17 protein-coding genes are annotated in these 18020 nt (G+C 68.3%); 11 read left to right on the forward strand and 6 right to left on the reverse strand.

Annotation, left to right across the window (positions count from 1 at the left end):
- The first annotated feature begins 37 nt into the window (after nt 1-37).
- Both K7711_RS03535 and K7711_RS03540 read left to right on the forward strand, forming a co-directional pair.
- A complete protein-coding gene (locus tag K7711_RS03535; protein ID WP_040828135.1) occupies nt 38-742 on the forward strand; it encodes a demethylmenaquinone methyltransferase in 705 nt (234 codons plus the stop codon).
- Between the two features lie 189 nt (nt 743-931).
- Entirely contained in the window at nt 932-5152 is a 4221-nt protein-coding gene (locus K7711_RS03540) for a bifunctional nitrate reductase/sulfite reductase flavoprotein subunit alpha (protein WP_222964777.1), read from the forward strand.
- 96 nt (nt 5153-5248) lie between these two features.
- Here the strand turns inward: K7711_RS03540 and K7711_RS03545 are convergent, their stop codons facing one another.
- A complete protein-coding gene (locus K7711_RS03545; RefSeq protein ID WP_222964779.1) occupies nt 5249-6283 on the reverse strand; it encodes an aldo/keto reductase in 1035 nt (344 codons plus the stop codon).
- Between the two features lie 83 nt (nt 6284-6366).
- Here K7711_RS03545 and K7711_RS03550 point away from each other — a divergent pair, with 83 nt between their 5' ends.
- Nucleotides 6367-6978 carry a TetR/AcrR family transcriptional regulator gene (locus K7711_RS03550; RefSeq protein WP_222964781.1) on the forward strand — a complete coding sequence of 204 codons (612 nt, stop codon included), beginning with the start codon at nt 6367-6369 and terminating at the stop codon, nt 6976-6978.
- 43 nt (nt 6979-7021) lie between these two features.
- Here the strand turns inward: K7711_RS03550 and K7711_RS03555 are convergent, their stop codons facing one another.
- Entirely contained in the window at nt 7022-7603 is a 582-nt protein-coding gene (locus tag K7711_RS03555; protein WP_222964783.1) for a TIGR03086 family metal-binding protein, read from the reverse strand.
- 223 nt (nt 7604-7826) lie between these two features.
- On the opposite strand from K7711_RS03555, the gene K7711_RS03560 reads away from it, so the two are divergent.
- Nucleotides 7827-8039, forward strand: coding sequence for an Rv3202a family protein (locus K7711_RS03560; RefSeq protein ID WP_222964785.1), 213 nt, complete (start codon nt 7827-7829; stop codon nt 8037-8039).
- A gap of 9 nt (nt 8040-8048) precedes the next feature.
- Here the strand turns inward: K7711_RS03560 and menD are convergent, their stop codons facing one another.
- The 4 genes from menD to K7711_RS03580 all read right to left on the reverse strand — a co-directional run bounded on the left by menD (nt 8049) and on the right by K7711_RS03580 (nt 11949).
- Nucleotides 8049-9674, reverse strand: a complete 1626-nt coding sequence (gene menD / locus K7711_RS03565; protein ID WP_222964787.1) for a 2-succinyl-5-enolpyruvyl-6-hydroxy-3-cyclohexene-1-carboxylic-acid synthase — start codon at nt 9672-9674, stop codon at nt 8049-8051.
- Between the two features lie 109 nt (nt 9675-9783).
- Nucleotides 9784-10230: a DUF6918 family protein gene (locus K7711_RS03570; RefSeq protein WP_067674635.1), complete on the reverse strand. Its 447-nt coding sequence runs from the start codon at nt 10228-10230 to the stop codon at nt 9784-9786.
- A gap of 87 nt (nt 10231-10317) precedes the next feature.
- A complete protein-coding gene (locus tag K7711_RS03575) occupies nt 10318-10974 on the reverse strand; it encodes a PaaI family thioesterase (protein WP_222964789.1) in 657 nt (218 codons plus the stop codon).
- A gap of 84 nt (nt 10975-11058) precedes the next feature.
- A complete protein-coding gene (locus K7711_RS03580; protein WP_222964791.1) occupies nt 11059-11949 on the reverse strand; it encodes a 1,4-dihydroxy-2-naphthoyl-CoA synthase in 891 nt (296 codons plus the stop codon).
- Nucleotides 11950-12072: 123 nt separating this feature from the next.
- Here K7711_RS03580 and K7711_RS03585 point away from each other — a divergent pair, with 123 nt between their 5' ends.
- The 7 genes from K7711_RS03585 (at nt 12073) to K7711_RS03615 (ending at nt 17852) form a co-directional block, all read left to right on the forward strand.
- Nucleotides 12073-12468 (forward strand): VOC family protein, encoded by a 396-nt coding sequence (locus tag K7711_RS03585; RefSeq protein ID WP_222964793.1) that lies wholly within the window; start codon nt 12073-12075, stop codon nt 12466-12468.
- Nucleotides 12469-12572: 104 nt separating this feature from the next.
- The gene (locus K7711_RS03590; RefSeq protein ID WP_222964795.1) at nt 12573-13787 is read left to right on the forward strand and encodes an inorganic phosphate transporter; all 1215 of its coding nucleotides are present in this window, start codon (nt 12573-12575) and stop codon (nt 13785-13787) included.
- Nucleotides 13787-14080 (forward strand): hypothetical protein, encoded by a 294-nt coding sequence (locus tag K7711_RS03595; RefSeq protein ID WP_222964797.1) that lies wholly within the window; start codon nt 13787-13789, stop codon nt 14078-14080. The genes K7711_RS03590 and K7711_RS03595 overlap by 1 nt, the downstream gene beginning before the upstream one ends.
- A gap of 18 nt (nt 14081-14098) precedes the next feature.
- Nucleotides 14099-14527 (forward strand): DUF3349 domain-containing protein, encoded by a 429-nt coding sequence (locus tag K7711_RS03600; protein ID WP_372460092.1) that lies wholly within the window; start codon nt 14099-14101, stop codon nt 14525-14527.
- A gap of 65 nt (nt 14528-14592) precedes the next feature.
- Nucleotides 14593-15783 (forward strand): o-succinylbenzoate--CoA ligase, encoded by a 1191-nt coding sequence (gene menE, locus K7711_RS03605; RefSeq protein WP_222964799.1) that lies wholly within the window; start codon nt 14593-14595, stop codon nt 15781-15783.
- A gap of 219 nt (nt 15784-16002) precedes the next feature.
- Entirely contained in the window at nt 16003-17013 is a 1011-nt protein-coding gene (locus tag K7711_RS03610; RefSeq protein ID WP_222964801.1) for an ATP-binding cassette domain-containing protein, read from the forward strand.
- Nucleotides 17010-17852, forward strand: coding sequence for an ABC transporter permease (locus K7711_RS03615; RefSeq protein WP_222964803.1), 843 nt, complete (start codon nt 17010-17012; stop codon nt 17850-17852). Before K7711_RS03610 ends, K7711_RS03615 begins: the two co-directional genes overlap by 4 nt.
- The last annotated feature ends 168 nt before the right edge of the window (nt 17853-18020 follow it).

Here is an 18020-nt window from a genome sequence, read left to right on the forward strand (position 1 = left end):
CCGACGCTGCGCGCGGACCACGCTAGGGTCTGCAGACGTGGCGAAAACAGAGTCGTTCCGTGCCTCGCTGGACAAGGAACCGCACGAGGTCGCGTCGATGTTCGATGGGGTCGCGAAGCGGTACGACCTGACCAACACGGTGATCTCCGCGGGCCAGGACAGATATTGGCGTTGGGCGACCCGTAAGGCGCTGGCGCTGCGGCCCGGTGAACGGGTGCTGGATCTGGCGGCCGGGACCGGGGTGTCCACGTTGGAGTTCAGCAAGTCCGGCGCGTGGTGCGTCGCGGCGGATTTCTCCCGGGGGATGTTGGACGCGGGCCGCTTCCGCAAGGTGCCGATGGTCGCCGCGGACGGCACCCGGCTGCCCTTCGCCGACGAATCCTTCGACGCGGTCACCATTTCCTACGGGCTGCGCAACTTCTCGGATCCGGATCTGGCGATGCGCGAGATGCTGCGCGTCACCAAGCCGGGCGGACGCCTGGTGATCGCGGAGTTCTCCACGCCGGTGTTCGGCCCGTTCCGCACCGTGTACATGGAGTACCTGATGAAGGCCCTGCCTCGGGTGGCACGCGCGGTCAGCAGCAATCCGGACGCGTACGTCTACCTCGCCGAATCCATTCGGTCCTGGCCCAATCAGCGCCAACTCGCACTCCGGATGGCCGACGCGGGCTGGTCCTCGGTCAAATGGCGCAACCTCACCGGCGGCATCGTCGCGCTGCATCGCGGGTACCGACTCGGCTAGGACCGGCGTCGTCCGGACCGCGTTCTGTCCCGGGGTAGCACTCCCCGGCGGGAATTTCCGCTGCGCCGGCGGGTTTTCCGGTGATATCGCTCACTCCTCACAAGGTCGACTTCGGGCTGTGCGGACCTTTGTCACTCGCCGATAACGTTCGGTAAATCCGGCGCAATCGCCGATGGCGATGATCGAGTCATGTCCCCTTCTCCCTCCGGCCCGGCGAGCGTCGACACCACGTGTTCGTACTGCGGCGTGGGGTGCGGGATCACCGTGGAGACCAAGGTGGACGAGTCCGGTGCGCCGGTCATCGCGGCCGTGCGCGGTAACAAACTGCATCCGGTCAACGCCGGACGGCTGTGCACGAAGGGGGCCACGCACGCCGAGATGATGCGCGCGCCGGGCCGGATGACCACGGCCCTGCGACGCGCGGAACGCGGGCACGAACCCGCCCCGATCGCCGTGGACGATGCGGTCCGCGAGGTCGCCGGACGGCTGCGGAACATCCTGGACACGCACGGCCCCGATGCGATCGCACTGTACGTCTCGGGGCAGATGTCGCTGGAAGCGCAGTACCTGGCGACCAAACTGGCCAAGGGATATCTGCGCACCCTGCACATCGAATCGAATTCACGGCTGTGCATGGCCAGCGCGGGCACCGGATACAAACAGTCGCTCGGCGCGGACGGACCGCCGGGATCCTACGACGACATCGATCATGCCGATCTGTTCCTGGTGATCGGCGCGAACATGGCCGACTGCCATCCGATTCTGTATCTGCGCCTGGCCGATCGGCGCAAGAGCGCCGGGGCCAAGCTCATCGTGGTCGATCCGCGTCGCACCGAAACCGCCCGCAACGCGGACCTGTTCCTGCAGATCACGCCCGGCACCGATCTGGCGCTGCTCAACGGATTGCTGTATCTGCTGGTCGAAAACGGTGATATCGACGCCGATTTCATCGCCGCGCACACCGAGGGTTGGGAGGCGATGGGTGAATTCCTCGCCGACTATCCACCGGATCGCGTGGCGGAGATCACCGGTCTGGCGCAGGACGACATCCGCACTGCCGCACGGTGGATCGGCGAGGCGGGCGAGTGGATGTCGCTGTGGACGATGGGGCTGAACCAGTCCACGCACGGCACCTGGAACACCAACGCGCTGTGCAATCTGCATCTGGCCACCGGCACGATCTGCCGCACCGGCAGCGGCCCGTTCTCGCTGACCGGGCAGCCGAATGCCATGGGCGGCCGGGAAATGGGCTACATGGGCCCCGGACTGCCCGGTCAGCGCAGCGTGCTGTCCGAGGCCGATCGCACGTTCGTCGAAACCGCCTGGGGTCTCGAGCAGGGGACGATCCGGACCGAATCCGGGCCGGGCACCATCGAGATGTTCCGGGAACTGACCGACGGGAAGATCCGGGCCTGCTGGATCATCTGCAGTAATCCCGTTGCGTCGGTGGCGAATCGCAAGACCGTCATCTCCGGGCTGGAGGCGGCCGAACTGGTCGTCACGCAGGACGTCTACACCGAGACCGCCACCAACGCCTACGCCGATGTGCTGCTGCCCGCCGCGTTGTGGGCCGAGGCCGACGGGGTGATGGTGAATTCCGAACGCGATGTCAGCCTGTTGCAGCGCTCGATCGATCCGATCGGCGATGCCCGTCCGGACTGGCTGCTGATCGCACAGGTCGCCACGGCGATGGGATTCGAGGGATTCGAATTCGGTTCCAGTGCCGAGGTTTTCCAGGAGATTCGGCAATTCGCCAATCCGGCCACCGGATACGACCTGCGCGGAATCGACTACGAGGAGCTGCGAGCCGGTCCGCTGCAGTGGCCGTGTCCGGATCCGGCGCAGCGCCGCAACCCGATTCGCTATCGCAACGACGGGGTGAGCCAGCACCTGTTCACCGACGAATCGGGGAACACTCCGGAGCTGGCTTTCGCGACCCCGAGCCGGCGCGCGGTGTTCTGGCCGCGGCCGCATATGGAACCCCGCGAAATGCCCGACGACGATTACCCTTTCGTACTCAACACCGGGCGGCTGCCGCATCAGTGGCACACCATGACCAAGACCGGCAAGGTCGCCAAGCTGACCAAGTTGAACGGCAAACCCTTCGTCGAGGTGCATCCCGAGGACGCCGAGCGGATGGGCGTGCGGCCGGAGGATCAACTCGAAATCACTTCTCGCCGTGGGCGTGCCGTGCTGCCGGTGCAGATCAGCGACCGGGTGCGGCCGGGGAACTGCTTCGCGCCCTTCCACTGGAACGACGAGCAGGGCGAATACCTGACGGTGAATGCGGTCACCAATGACGCGGTGGACGACGCGTCGCTGCAGCCGGAGTTCAAGGCATGTGCGGTATCGCTGCGCCGCATCGCGGCCGAGCCCGCCGCACCGGCGCAACCGCCGGTCGCCGCTCCCGTGGCGTCTGCAGGCGGACATCCCCTGGCCCGCATGCTCGGGTTGGACACCGCCGCCGCGCCGATGCTCAGTGACACCGAGCGGATCTATCTGGGCGGATATCTGGCGGCGCTGGAATCCCTTCCGGTGCAGGGGCAACCGGTCCTGCCCGAATCCGCGCCGCTGGCGCGCAGCAGTCGCTTGTGGATCGACGGATTGCTGGCGGGGATGTACTCGCGGGCGGCGGGCGGGCCGGTCCTCGCGGCGGAACCGGCCGGGGCCGCGGCGGAACCGCGCGTGGTCACCGTCCTGTGGGCTTCGCAGACCGGCACCGCCGAAGAATTCGCCGCCGAGGTCGCCCAGCGATTGTCCGAGTCCGATTGTGCGCCGCGACTTCTGGAGATGAACTCCTGTGCTGTGGCCGATCTGCACGGTGACGTGCTGGTGATCACCAGCACGTTCGGTGACGGCGGGCCGCCGGACAATGGCGCGGAGTTCTGGGATCTGCTGTCCGGCAGCACGACTCGCCTGAACGATCTGCGGTACGCGGTCTTCGCGATCGGCGACTCCTCCTACGACGACTTCTGCGGTCACGGACGCAAACTCGACGAGTTGTTCGCGAAATGTGGTGCCACCAGGTTGCTTGCGCGGGTGGACAGCGAACCCGATCACGGCGATCTTTCGGCGAAGTGGCTCGAGGACGTGCTCGGGGTGCTGGGTACCGGAGAGTCGGGCTCGGATCCGGCCGCGCGGGCGCCCGTCGATTCGGGACCGGGTGGAATGCGGCCTGGCCCAGCGGGATCGGGCGGGGCGGAACGCCCGTCGCCCTCCGGTGTCGCGGTGCTGAGTTCCGCGCGCACCGAGCCGGTTCCGTCGTCCGCGACGAAGGCGAGCCCGGCCGCACCGGCGTTCACCCGCAACGCCCCCACTCCCGCGCCGCTGGTCCGCAACGAACTGCTCTCCCGCGCCGGTTCGTCGAAAGAGGTGCGGCAGTTCGGATTCGACCTGCGCGACCGCGATGCCACCTACGAGGTCGGCGACTCCCTCGGCGTCTGGCCCACCAACGACGAGACATTGGTCGCGCAGTGGCTCGACGCGACCGGGCTGGATCCGCGGCACGCCACCGAGATCGACGATCGCGAAGTCACGCTCGAGCAGGCGCTACGCACCCACTACGACATCACCCGGGTCAGCAACGACCTGCTGAACTTCGTCGCGGCACACAATCCGAGCCCGCAACTGGCCAAACTCCTGCGCCGCGACAACCGCACCGAACTCGACGGCTACCTGTGGGATCGACAGGCCGTGGACGTCCTGCGCGACTTCACGGTCCGCGCCGATCCGGTGGATTGGCTCGGCATCCTGAAAAAGCTGCAGCCGCGGCAGTATTCGATCTCCTCGAGTCCGCTGGTCGATCCGCACGAGGTGCAGTTGACCGTCGGCGTGGTGCGCTACGGCGATCCGGCCGCCCGGCGCGGCGGGGTCTGCTCGACCTTCCTGGCCGACCGGGGCGCGGAGGCGCAGATTCCGATATTCCTGCAGCGCGCACCGCATTTCCGCCCGCCGCTGGATCCGAATGCCCCGATGATCATGATCGGTCCCGGCACAGGTATCGCTCCCTTCCGCGGCTTCCTGCACGAACGCCGCGCGCTGGGCTGCCGCGGCCGCAACTGGCTGCTGTTCGGTGACCAGCACGCCGCGGACAACTTCTACTACCGCACCGAACTCGAGGACATGTTCCGCGACGGCTTCCTCACCCGCCTCGACCTGGCCTTCTCCCGCGACCAACGGGAACGGATCTACGTCCAGCACCGCATGCTCGAACACGGCGCGGAACTCTGGTCCTGGCTCCGGTCCGGCGCGCACATCTACGTCTGCGGCGACGCCAGCCGCATGGCCCGCGACGTCGACCAGACGCTGCTCACCATCGCGCAGATCCACGGCAATCTCACCCCCGAGGCCGCCGCCGCCTTCAAGAAGCAGCTCACCACCGAGAAGCGCTACGTCCGCGACATCTACTGACCGGCTGGCGAATCGCACGCGGGTGTGGGCGATTTCGGGCAGTGCGCGCCGACCGGTGCACATCGATCGACGCGCACACCCGTGCGACCGCCGGCATCACACGGCGGGCGGGTTCAGGCGCGCGAAGTCCGGTAGCCGGTAGTAGGGGTAGTACGGGTACGGCGGGGTGCGCATGCTGACCTTGTCCAGGCGGGCGACCTGGTCGGCGTCGAGTTGCCAGCCCACCGCGCCGAGGTTCTGGCGCAGTTGCTCCTCGGTGCGTGCGCCGATGATCACGGTCGCGACGGTGGGCCGGGACAGCAGCCAGTTCAACGCGATCTGCGGAACCGTCCGGCCGGTCTCGGCGGCCAGCTCGTCCAGGACGTCGACCACGTCGTACAGCAGCTCGTCGGGCACGGGCGGACCGGCTTCGGCGGTCTTGTGCAGTCGGCTGCCGTCCGGAAGCGGTTGTCCGCGACGGATCTTCCCGGTCAGCCGTCCCCAGCCCAGCGGGCTCCACACGACCGCGCCGACGCCCTGATCCAGCCCCAGCGGCATCAGTTCCCACTCGTAGTCGCGGCCGACCAGCGAGTAGTACACCTGGTGCGCGACATAGCGGACGTGACCGTGCCGATCCGCGGCCGCAAGGGATTTCATCAACTGCCATCCGGCGAAGTTGGATGCGCCGACATACCGGACCTTGCCGCTGTGCACCAGATCGTCCAGTGCGGCAAGCACTTCCTCGACCGGGGTGCCCGCGTCGAAAGCGTGCAGCTGGAACAGGTCGAGGTAGTCGGTGCCCAGCCGTCGCAGCGCGCCCTCCACCGCGCCGATCAGCCGGGCGCGGCCCGAACCGGCCTCGTGCGGTCCGGGACCGGTGGGCAGAGATGCCTTGGTGGACAGCAGCACCCGATCCCGCCGCCCCCGAATCGCCTCGCCCAGCACCTGTTCCGACGCGCCTTCGGAGTACACGTCCGCGCTGTCGAACATGGTGACGCCCGCGCCCAGCGCGACGTCGACCATCCGGCGCGCCTGCCGGGCGTCGGTATCGCCCCACGCGCCGAACAGTTCACCGCGCCCGCCGAAGGTGCCCGCACCGAAACTCAGCGCGGGAACCGTCAACCCGGAAGCGCCCAACCGCCGATACTCCATGACCCACTCCTAACAGGACTTCAGTTTCATTAACAATTCGAACGCTACACTCATTCGATCACTAACGGAACTGGAGGACCGTTATGAATCAGGACACGGCCAGCCCGGGCTCGGTACGTCCGGGCGGCCGCACCGCCCGCGTCCGCGAATCGGTGCTGCGAGCAGCCGGTGACCTGCTGGCCGAACGTGGTTTCGCCCACCTGGACCCGGCTGAGGTCGCGGCCCGCGCGGGCGTGGGCAAGACCACCGTCTACCGACGCTGGCGCACCCCCGCCGGCCTGGTCGCCGATCTGCTGACCGAGATGGCCGAGACCTCACTCCCACATGCCGACACCGGATCCCTGCGCGGCGACCTACTCGCCAACGCACGCCTGGTCGCGCGCACCCTCGACGACCCCCGCCAGGGCAGGGTCTTCGCCTCTCTCGTCGCCGCCGCGACCTGCGATCCCGCCACCACCGAAGCACTGCGCCACTTCTACGACGCCCGCCTCGCCGAATGGTCACCCTGCATCGATGCGGCGGTCGCGCGCGGCGAACTCCCACCCGAAACCGACCCTCGCGCAGTTCTTTCCGCGGTGTCGGCGCCGCTGTACTACCGATTACTGAACACCGGCGACCCGATCGACGACCACGCCGCGACCACGGCCGCCGAAGCCGCCGTACTCGCCGCCCGCGCCGGATTGTTCACCCGCTGAGACCCTCGCCGCCGCTACCCCTCGATCGAGCGGCAGCGCGGGATCAGTCGGCCTGCCACGCCGGATCGCGACCGGTCAGGCCGATCACGCGGTCCAGCAGTGTGGCGTCCGGGGCGACCAGGACTCGGGGGCCGAACAGGCCGGGGATGCCGTCGGTCGGGGTCTCGGCGAGCATCTCCAGCAGGATCACCAGGTCCTGCTCGGTGGGTGCGAAGGGCTGTCCGGTGGCGCGGGCCAGATCCCAACCGTGCACGATCAACTCGTCCAGTGCGAAGCAGGCCATCTGCGGTGCCGGTCCGGTCGCACCGCCGACCTCGGTCTCCCCCTCCCAGGCGGCGGGTTCGCGCCAGGCCTCGACCAGGGCCTTGCACTGCGCCGGAACCTGCGCACGCCAATCCTGCGGCAGGGACCGCGGTGCGGCGGCCGACGGCGGCAGCGAGGCGCCGATGCCCTCCTTGGTGGCCCCGCGCCGGAACCCCTCGGTGAAGCCGAGCACATGCTGCACCATGTCGCGAACCGTCATCGCGGTGGGCGTGGACGCGGCGAGCCGATCATCGGCGATCCCGGCCACCACTCCTTCCAGCAGCGTCGCGGCATTCTCCAGATCGAACATCGGTGTGCTCATAGCTCTCCTCGCCGGCTGTGGCCCGGACGCGACCGGGGCCTTCGAGGTGTAGACGAACCACGCGCGCCGAATTCATCGCCACGCGTGCGGATATGCGTGCGACAAGGCCCCGAAACACTCTCGTCGGCAACGGAAAGCGCAGCTTGCCAGGCGCGCGTGAACAGAGGATTCTCGACAGTGCCGCAGTAACCGGCAATCGGCCCACTACGGACAGGAGGACCCGATGACCGAGCACACCGTCGCAGCCATCGACACGGTTCCGGAGGCCGATCGCGCGGAACAGTCCGTCTCGGCCTATCTCGACGACAACGAACTCGAACCCGAGTTCCCCACCGCTGCCACCGATCGCGAGGCCGCCGAGGCCGACGTCATCGAGCAGTACCTCGAGGTCCCGCTCGACGACGACTACGCCGAGAATCCGGCCGACGAGTACTGATTCACGCCGCTACGCGCCGATCCCGGCCCGCACGGTGGAGTGCAGCTCGCGCAGGCTGGAACGTTCGGTCGCCACCTCGAGCACCCGCATACCGTGCGCGTGCCGGGTCAGCTCCACCGCGAGTTCGGCCGGATCGACCTGGCGGTGCGGGACGCGGTAGGCAGCGCACATGGCCGCCAGATCCATACCGTGCGGCGTGCCGAACACCCGCTCGAAGACCCCGGCATACTGCGGATCGCCCTGTTCCAGCAGTTCGAAGATGCCGCCGCCGTCGTCGTTGGCGACCACGATGGTCAGATCTTCCGGGCGGGGTTCACCGGGGCCGATGAGCAGGCCCGACGCATCGTGCAGGAAGGTCAGATCGCCGATCAGGGCGATGGTGCGACCGGGGTGGCTCAGCGCCGCGCCGACCGCGGTCGACACCGTGCCGTCGATACCCGCGACGCCGCGATTGGACATCACCGTGATTCCGGGCCGCGGATGCGAGACCAGCGCCGCATCCCGCACCGGATTCGACGCGCCCAGCAGCAGCTGATCCCCCTCCCGCAGGGCGTCCATCACGACCGCGGCCACGTGCAGGCCGGTCGGCTTGGGATGCCGGGCCAGCTCGTCGCGCACGACACCGACGGCCTTGGCGTTGAGGGTGCGGCAGTGCTCCAGCCACTTCGGATCGGGTGCGCCGCGGGTGACCGCGCGAGTTCCGGTGCCGATCACGTTGCCCGACACGTCGGGCCAGCGCGGACCGGTGGTCAACGCGAACACCGAGACCTCCGGGTCGGCGAGCACCCGGGACACCTGCCGGTGCAGGGTCGGCCGCCCGGTGATGATCGCCTGACGCGGCCGCAGCAGCGGCAGCGCCAGCGGATGCAGGGCCGGACCGTGCCGCGGCGCGGTCGGTTCGGCCACGGTCGGCAGATCGGCCAGTTCGGGCCGCAGACCCGCGCCGTGACCGGAGATGACCACGGTGTCCGGAGTCAGATCGAGGTCCAGTGGAACGTCGAGTGTCGCGTATTGCGTTGCGGTCCAAGGGGATCCGTCGGGACGCCCGGTGGGAACGAGCTCCCCCGGCGCGAGATCGGGAACCAGCGGCTCCCGCAGTGGAATATCGAGCTGCACCGGCCCCGCATTGCCCGAACGAGTACCGCGCGCCGCGGCCAGAACTCGACACACGGCCGCGCGCCAGACGCTGTTCTGCCGCCGGTAGCCGTCCTCCTGTTCGGCCAGCCCGAGGCTGTTCGACAGCCGCACCTGCGACCCGAACAGACCGAACTGCTCGACGGTCTGGTTGGCTCCGCTGCCCAGCATCTCGTAGGGCCGATTGGCGCTCAGCACGATCAGCGGCTGTCGCGCGTAGTTCGCCTCCAACACCGCCGGGCCCAGATTGGCCACCGCGGTTCCCGAGGTCATCACCACCGGCACCGGACTGCCACTGGCCACGGCCAAGCCGATCGCCAGGAATCCGGCCGTACGTTCGTCGACGCGCATGTGTAGCCGCAGCCGACCCGCCGCATCGGCGGCCTCGAGCGCGAAAGCCAGGGGCGCATTGCGCGAGCCGGGGCACAACACGACGTCCCGCACGCCACCGCGCGCCAATTCGTCGACGACGACCTGGGCCTGCGCTGTCGAAGGATTCACATCCCCCAGCCTGTCAGACTGTTCCCTGTCGTGGTGCGTTGACCCGCTCACACCCGGCCAGGGAGGAGCCTTCGGGCCGCGTGAAGCGACGCCGAAGGCTGTGCACCGATCAGCCAGCGTGACGCTGCACCAGGTCGCCGACGCGCGGAAGCGCCTCGGCGACATTCTTCTTGGCCGAGGACCGCAGCGAGGAGTAGACCTTCTGCAGTGCCGGACGCGAGGAGCTCTCGGCCCGCGCGTCGGTCACCGACAGCAGCGCCTCGGCGACCTCGTCCTGCTTGGCGACGAGCAGATCGGCAAAGCTGCCGCCGCCGTTGCCCTGGAATTCGGCCCAGTACGGCTCGAGCTTCTCGACGAACTTGGGTGCGAACGATTCCAGCGCATCCGCGACGATCGACGGGCTGACCTTCTTCACCGCGGCGTATCCGCCCTTGACGGCGAGGCCCGACGCGCCACCCTTATCCGACACCTCTGCGTCCAGCACCTCTTTGGCGTCGGCCAGGAAGGCCGGGCGCTTGGCGTCGTCGAGCAGGGATTCAGACAGTGCTGCAACCACTTTCAGGTTCCTCCGGATTGATTTTCGATGAGCGAGCGCACGCAACTATACGCACCGGACGTTCCAGGCACACTGTCCTACAACCAACTACGGCTGCCAGGGCAGCAATTGCACCATCAGCCCGTCACATTCGGCCAGCAGATTATCGGATTCGTCGCGCAGCCGCGCGCTGACGAAACTCTTGCGTCCCTCGACCCGATCGATCGTTCCCTCGACCTTCAGCGGCGTGTGCAGCGGCGTGATCTTGCGGTAGTTGACGTGCAGAAACGCCGTGCGGCTGATCGGACGTCCGGCGTAGTGCACGAGCGAACCGAACAGATCGTCGAACAGCAGCGGCAGGACGCCGCCGTGCACGGCGCTGTTGCCGCCGAGGTGATAGCGACGGAATTCGCCGCGCATCGACACGCCGGTCGGCCCCGCCTCGACGATCTGCCACGGCGGCATGAGCAGACTTCCCCGCCCCGGCAAGGTGCTGACCCGTCCGGCCGGGCCGACCGTTTCCGGCGCGCGATACGGCTCGAGCAGATCGTTGAGCTGACGCACTCGCTCGCGGGCCTCGCCGAACACCTCGTCCGGGCAGTCCACCGAGACCGCGAGGTCCTGCAGCGTACGCAGGGCGTCCACGAACGGCGCGAAGTTCGGACCCGGCTCGGCCTCCGCGACCTTGGGAAATCCGCCGTGCTCGGCGTAACGATCCGTATCGATCGCACTCCGGTCGATCACCGGCTCGGTGCGTTCACTCATATCTGCACGGTAACTCGCCTTCTTACACCGTCCAATCGAACTGGCCGGTAGGTGATATTTCAGACAGGGCGTTGAACTGGGATTTCAGAAGTACCAGGGGTACGGGGACCAGTCCGGAGCGCGCTTCTCCAGGAAGGCGTCGCGACCCTCGACGGCCTCGTCGGTCATGTACCCCAGGCGGGTGGCCTCACCGGCGAACAACTGCTGACCGACCAGACCGTCGTCGGTGAGGTTGAACGCGTACTTCAGCATCCGCTGCGCCTGCGGGGACTTGCCCAGGATCTGCGCGGTCCACTCCAACGCCTCGTCCTCGAGCCGATCATGATCGACCACCGCGTTGACCGCACCCATGTGGTGCATCTCCTCCGCGGTGTACGGACGACCCAGGAAGAAGATCTCCCGCGCGAACTTCTGGCCCACCATCTTCGCCAGATACGCACTGCCGTACCCGGCGTCGAAACTGCCCACATCCGCGTCGGTCTGCTTGAACCGGGCGTGCTCCCGGCTGGCCAGGGTCAGGTCGCACACCACGTGCAGGCTGTGCCCGCCACCCGCGGCCCACCCGTTGACCAGCGCGATGACCACCTTCGGCATGAACCGGATCAGCCGCTGCACCTCCAGAATGTGCAACCGTCCCGCGCGCGCCTTGTCGACCGTCTCCGCGGTGTCCCCCGAGGCGTACTGATATCCGCTACGTCCGCGGATCCGCTGATCGCCACCCGAACAGAACGCCCACCCGCCGTCCTTGGGACTCGGCCCGTTCCCGGTCAGCAGCACCGCGCCCACGTCCGAGGTCATCCGCGCGTGATCCAGCGCCCGGTACAGCTCGTCCACGGTGTGCGGCCGAAATGCGTTGCGCACCTCGGGCCGATCGAACGCCACCCGCACCGTGCCCTGCTCGATGTGCCGGTGATACGTGATGTCGGTCAGATCCTCGAACCCGTCCACGGGCTTCCACAGCTTCGCATTGAACACATCGCCATCTTGCCCCCGCGCCGCCGCGCCGCGGACCGCACCCGCCGACACGCCTCGCGGTATCCCGGTGGCGTACGGACGAAATGCGCGTCGCGCCGGGCAGGCCGCCCTTACGCTCGAGGTGTGGACATACTGAGCAGTCGAATCATTCTGCGCCCGGTGGATTACGAGCGAACGGTGGAGTTCTATCGGGACGGGCTGGAGTTGGCGATTGCGCGGGAGTACCCGGGCGGGACGGTGTTCTTCGCGGGGCAGTCGTTGATCGAGGTGGCCGGGCACGCGCGGGCCGCGGATGCCCGGACCGGGTTCGCCGGGGCGCTGTGGTTGCAGGTGCGCGATGCGGACGAGACAGCGGCCGCCCTGGTCGCGCGGGGTGTCGCACTCGATCGGGGGCCGGTGCGGGAGCCCTGGGGATTGATCGAGATGTGGTTGCGCGACCCGGACGACGTGCCGATCGTGCTGGTGCAGGTACCCGGGGACCATCCGCTACGGCGAGACACCCGACCGCACAAGGACTGATGCGAAGCAAATCTTCAGCATACGAGCCACACAACATCTACGAATAATCTCGATCCAGTGGAACCCACTGGTCGGTTTCACCCCCCATATTGCACACTGAGAGCGTGTCCGCCGAACTGATCGTTCTGCTCATCGTCATCGTCACCGCCCTGGTTTTCGACTTCACCAACGGTTTTCACGACACCGCGAACGCGATGGCCACCTCCATCGCCACCGGAGCGCTCAGACCGCACGCGGCCGTCATCCTGTCGGGCAGCCTGAATCTGGTCGGCGCGTTCCTGAGTGTGGCGGTCGCCGCGACCGTGGCCGAAGGGATCGTCCGGCTCGACGAGGTCAGCGGCAGCGATCTGCTCGCAATCGTCTTCGCCGGACTCGTCGGCGGCATCCTGTGGAACCTGCTGACCTGGCTGTTCGGACTGCCGTCGAGTTCGTCGCACGCCCTGTTCGGCGGCCTGATCGGCGCCACCATCGCCGCGCTGGGCTGGCACGGAGTCATCTGGAGCGCCGGCAACCAGGGCGTGCTGACCAAGATCGTGGTCCCCGCGGTGCTCTCGCCGGTGGTGGCCGCGCTGATCGCCACGATCGGCACCTGGCTGGTGTACCGCATCACCCGCGGCAGCGACACCGGAGTGGTGAACCGCGGATTCCGCTGGGGCCAGATCGGTTCGGCCTCACTGGTTTCGCTCGCGCACGGCACCAACGACGCGCAGAAGACGATGGGCATCATCTTCCTGGCCCTGATCGCCTACGGCTCCCGCACGCCGTCGGACTCCCTGCCGCTGTGGGTGATCGTGGCCTGCGCCGTGGCCATCGCGGCCGGAACCACACTGGGCGGCTGGCGGATCATTCGCACCCTGGGCAAAGGTCTGGTCGACATCAGCCCGCCACAGGGTCTGGCCGCGGAATCGACCAGTGCGGCAATCATTCTCACCTCCGCGCATTTCGGCCTCCCGCTCTCGACCACGCAGACCGTCACCGGCGCCATCCTGGGCACCGGACTGGGCCGTCCGGAAGCCGAGGTGCGCTGGAACGTCCTGGGCCGGATGGTGGTGGCCTGGCTGTTCACCCTGCCGCTGGCGGGAGTCGCGGGGGCGATCTGCTGGGCGCTGGCACACGGCATCGGCGGTCTGCCCGGCGTGGTGGTCGTCTTCGCGCTGCTGGTGGTGCTGTCGGGTTACATGTATCTGCGCTCGCGCCGGGACCCGGTACACGCGAGCAACGTCAACGACCAGTGGCGCGTCCCGTCCTCAGACGCCGACCACGCCGACCCGCCCGACGCTCCGGCGGCGACACGATCCTCCTCGGCCGGGAGGGCATGATGCATACTCTGCTGACCGATCTGCGGGAGTTGTGGCGGGTCACCCTGGCCGCGCTGATATTCGGCGCCGGACTGCCCGCGATCTTCGCGGTGGGCATCCGATTCCAATCCCTCGCCCGCGTGGGCGTCACCGGAACGACCGACGTCGCTCCGCTCTCCCGCCGACGAGCCGCGGCCGCGGTGGCCGTGCTGTGTTACGCCGTCGTGCTGGCGGTGGTGATCGCCGGAGTGTTGTTCGTCGCCAAGGCTTTTCTCGCTTCTCGTCTCGGCATCCATCTGTTCGGGCAGGAATGACCACGGAAAGGACGTTCGGTGACCAGCGGACCGGACCCCGCGCGTGAACCGGAGCAGTCGCATGCCCCGGAACCCGCGCGCGAATCAGCGCAGTCGGGTGAATCAGCGCAGGCGCAGAACCCCGAGGCCGCGCAGTCGATGCTGCAGAAGGTGCTGGGCTGGCTGCGCGCCGGTTATCCACAGGGCGTGCCGCGGTCGGACTACGTCGCGCTGCTGGCCGTGCTGCACCGGCGGCTCACCGACTACGAGGTCCACCTCGTCGCGGACGAGCTGGTTCGCGAGCGCGCCGGCGACGACGAGATCGCCCGGCACGAGATCGAGGACGCGATCGGTCGAGTTGCCAAAGAGCTGCCGGGCGAGGACGATATCGCACGAGTGACCTCCCGGCTCGAGGCCGGTGGCTGGCCACTGGCGACACCGACGTCCGAAAGACCCCTCGACCCCTGAGTTAACCGAAGGGAGGCGGGGACCCGTAACCGGGTCGTCGGCCCCGACATGACACCATCGCGAACGTGAGCACTCTGCGGACCCTCCCCATGCCTACCGGAGCCGCGGTGGGTGATGTCCTGCCGCATCTACGTGACGCCCTGGCGGGCAGCGGTCCGGCATGGCTGCCCGTGCCGGGCGGCGACCGGCGGGAGACGACCCGGCTGTCCAGCGCCCTCGGTCCGGGCGAACCGATCGATGACGACGTGGCCCTGGTGGTCACCACCTCCGGCACCACCGGCGTGCCCAAGGGCGCCATGCTCACCGCGGCCGCACTGCGCGCCAGCGGCGAGGCCACCCACGAACGTCTGGGCGGACCGGGCCAGTGGCTGCTGGCGCTGCCCACCCATCACATCGCCGGACTGCAGGTGCTGATGCGCGCCATCCAGGCCGGAACCGAACCCGCCGTCCTGGACGTCTCGGACGGATTCCTGCCCGGCGGTCTGGCCAGCGCGATCGCCGGGATGACCGGTGAGCGCCGCTACACCTCCCTGGTCCCGACCCAGCTGATCAAGGCCCTGGACGATCCGGAGTGCGCGGCCGCGCTGGCCACCCTGGACGCGATCCTGGTCGGTGGCGCGGCGACTCCGCGGCCGGTGCTCGAACGCGCGCAGGCCGCCGGAATCACCGTCGTGCGCACCTACGGTTCGAGCGAGACCTGCGGCGGCTGCGTCTACGACGGCGTGCCGCTGACCGGAATGCGGGTCCGCATCCAGGACGGGCGCGTACTGCTGGGCGGCACGATGCTCGCCAAGGGTTATCGCGGCATCCCGGAGCATCCGGCCTTCGCCGAACCGGGCTGGTTCCGCACCGACGACGCCGGCACGTTCACCGACGGCGTACTCACCATCACCGGACGTCTGGACGAGGCCATCACCACCGGTGGCCTGCTGGTGATCCCGCAGGTCGTCGAGGCTGTACTGGCTCACCATCCGGCCATCGCGGAGTGCGTGGTCCTGGGGCTGCCCGACGAACGCCTGGGGCAGCGGGTGGCCTTGGTGGTGGTTCCGGCGCCGGGTGCGACGCCGACGCTCGAGGAGATCCGCGATTTCGTGATCGCCGAACTCGACACCACCGCCGCGCCGCGCGAGCTGGCCCTGGTGGAGGAGATCCCGATGCGCGGACCGGGTAAACCCAACCGTGCGGCCCTGCGCGAACGCCTGCTCAGCGCTGAAATTCGGCCGCCGCTTCGCTCCGGCGGGGTCGGCGCCCCCTGAGGCCGAGCCCGCGTCTGCGGCGTCCGCTCCGCTCCGGCGGGTTTTCGGCGCTGTAAGGCTCGTCGCTGCGCCCTCGAGACTCGGGCTTCGCTCATGCGCTTCGAGGGCTGAACGACAAGCCCGCGCCGAAAACCTTGGGGGTTGGCGTTATGGGCCTCTTGCACGCACCCGCAACATGTACGCAAGGGGTATGCAAGACCGGGGCCGCACAGTAAGGGCATGACATCCAACGCACCTGCTGATGCACTCGCCATCGAGGCGGACGGGCTGGTCAAGGTCTTCGGGGAGCAGCGCGCCGTCGACGGCGTGAGCCTGGCGGTGCCGCAGGGCGCCGTGTACGGCGTGCTCGGCCCCAACGGGGCCGGTAAGACCACCACCATCCGCATGCTCGCCACCCTGCTGCGCCCGGACGGGGGCAGCGCCCGGATCTTCGGCCACGACGTGTTCGCCGAGCCGACCGCGGTCCGCTCGCTGATCGGGGTCACCGGGCAGTACGCCTCGGTGGACGAGAAGCTCAGCGCCACAGAGAACTTGATCATCTTTTCCCGGCTGCTCGGGCTGAGCCGGTCCGAGGCGCGACGTCGCTCGGCCGATCTGCTCGAGGAGTTCGGGCTGACCGAGGCCGCGAGCAAGCCGCTGGAGAACTTCTCCGGCGGTATGCGCCGCCGTCTGGATCTGGCCGCGAGCCTGATCTCGACCCCGCCGCTGCTGTTCCTCGACGAGCCCACCACCGGCCTGGATCCGCGCACCCGCGCGCAGATGTGGGAGACCATCCGGCGGCTGGTCCGCGAGGGCGCGACCGTGCTGCTGACCACCCAGTACCTGGACGAGGCCGATCAGCTGGCCGACCGGATCGCGGTCATCGACCACGGCAAGGTCATCGCCGACGGCACCTCCGACGAGCTCAAGAGTTCGGTGGGCACCTCGTCCCTGCAGATCACCGTGGCCGATCCGACGCGAATCGAGCGGGCCCGCACCGTGATCGGCGAATTCCTCTCGCATGCCGACGGGAAGCTGGTCGATGCCAGCATCACCCCCGAGGCGGGCCGCGTCACCGCGCCGCTGAACGATCCGAGCGTCACCGCGGATCTGCTGATCCGCTTGCGGGACAACGATATCCGGGTCGACGAGATCACCGTGAGCAAACCGAGCCTGGACGAGGTGTTCTTCGCACTGACCGGGCACGGCGCCGAATCCGACACCACCGACACCGAAGAGAGTGCCGCATGACCACCACCATCACCGCCCCCGCCAGCGGCGGCAAACACGCGGTCCGGGCCGCGATACCCGAGGTCAGCAATCACATCGGCCTGCGGCAGACCATGGCGAATTCGCTCACCATGGCCTACCGCGGCCTGCTGAAGATCAAGCACAATCCCGAGCAGCTGTTCGACGTGACGATCCAGCCGGTGCTGTTCACGGCACTGTTCGCGTACATCTTCGGCGGCGCGATCGGCGGCAGCGTGCAGGCGTACCTGCCCGTGCTCATTCCCGGCATCCTGGTGCAGACCGTCGTGCTGACCTCGGTCGTCACCGGCACGCAGTTGCGCGAGGATATGGACAAGGGCGTCTTCGACCGCTTCAAATCCCTTCCGATCGCCCGGGTTTCGGCACTGGCCGGCGCCCTGCTGGCCGATATGGTCCGTTACGGCATCGCGACCATCCTGACCGTCGTGGTCGGCCTGATCCTGGGCTACCGTCCCGGCGGCGGTTTCGCCGGTGTGCTGGTCGCGGGCCTGATCGTGGTGTTCTGCTCGTTCGCGGTCAGCTGGATCTGGGCGCTGGTCGGCGTCACCGGTAAGAGCGCGGCCGCGGTGCAGGGCATCTCGATGATGATCATGTTCCCGCTGACGTTCATGTCCGGCGCCTTCGCTCTGGTCAAGACCATGCCGGGCTGGCTGCAGGCGATCAACAAGGCCAATCCCGTGTACTACATGGTCAATTCGTGCCGCGACCTGATGAACGGCAACGTCTACTCCAGCAATATCGCCTGGTGCCTGATCGGCTCGGTGATCGTCATCGCGATCTTCGCGCCGCTGGCCATCCGCGCCTACATGCGCAAGGCGTGAGTTTTTGGCCTCCGCTTCGCTGCGGCGGGTTTTCGGCGCTGTAAGGCTCGTCGCTGCGCCCTCGAGACTCGGCCTTCGGCCATGCGCTTCGAGGGCGCAGCGACGAGCCCGCGCCGAAAACCTTGGGGGCTGGCCTTGTTGAGCCTTCCGCTTCGCGGGCGACTTCCA

The sequence above is a fragment of the Nocardia coffeae genome (genome assembly GCF_019890715.1).
GTDB classification, from domain to species: Bacteria; Actinomycetota; Actinomycetes; order Mycobacteriales; family Mycobacteriaceae; genus Nocardia; species Nocardia jiangxiensis.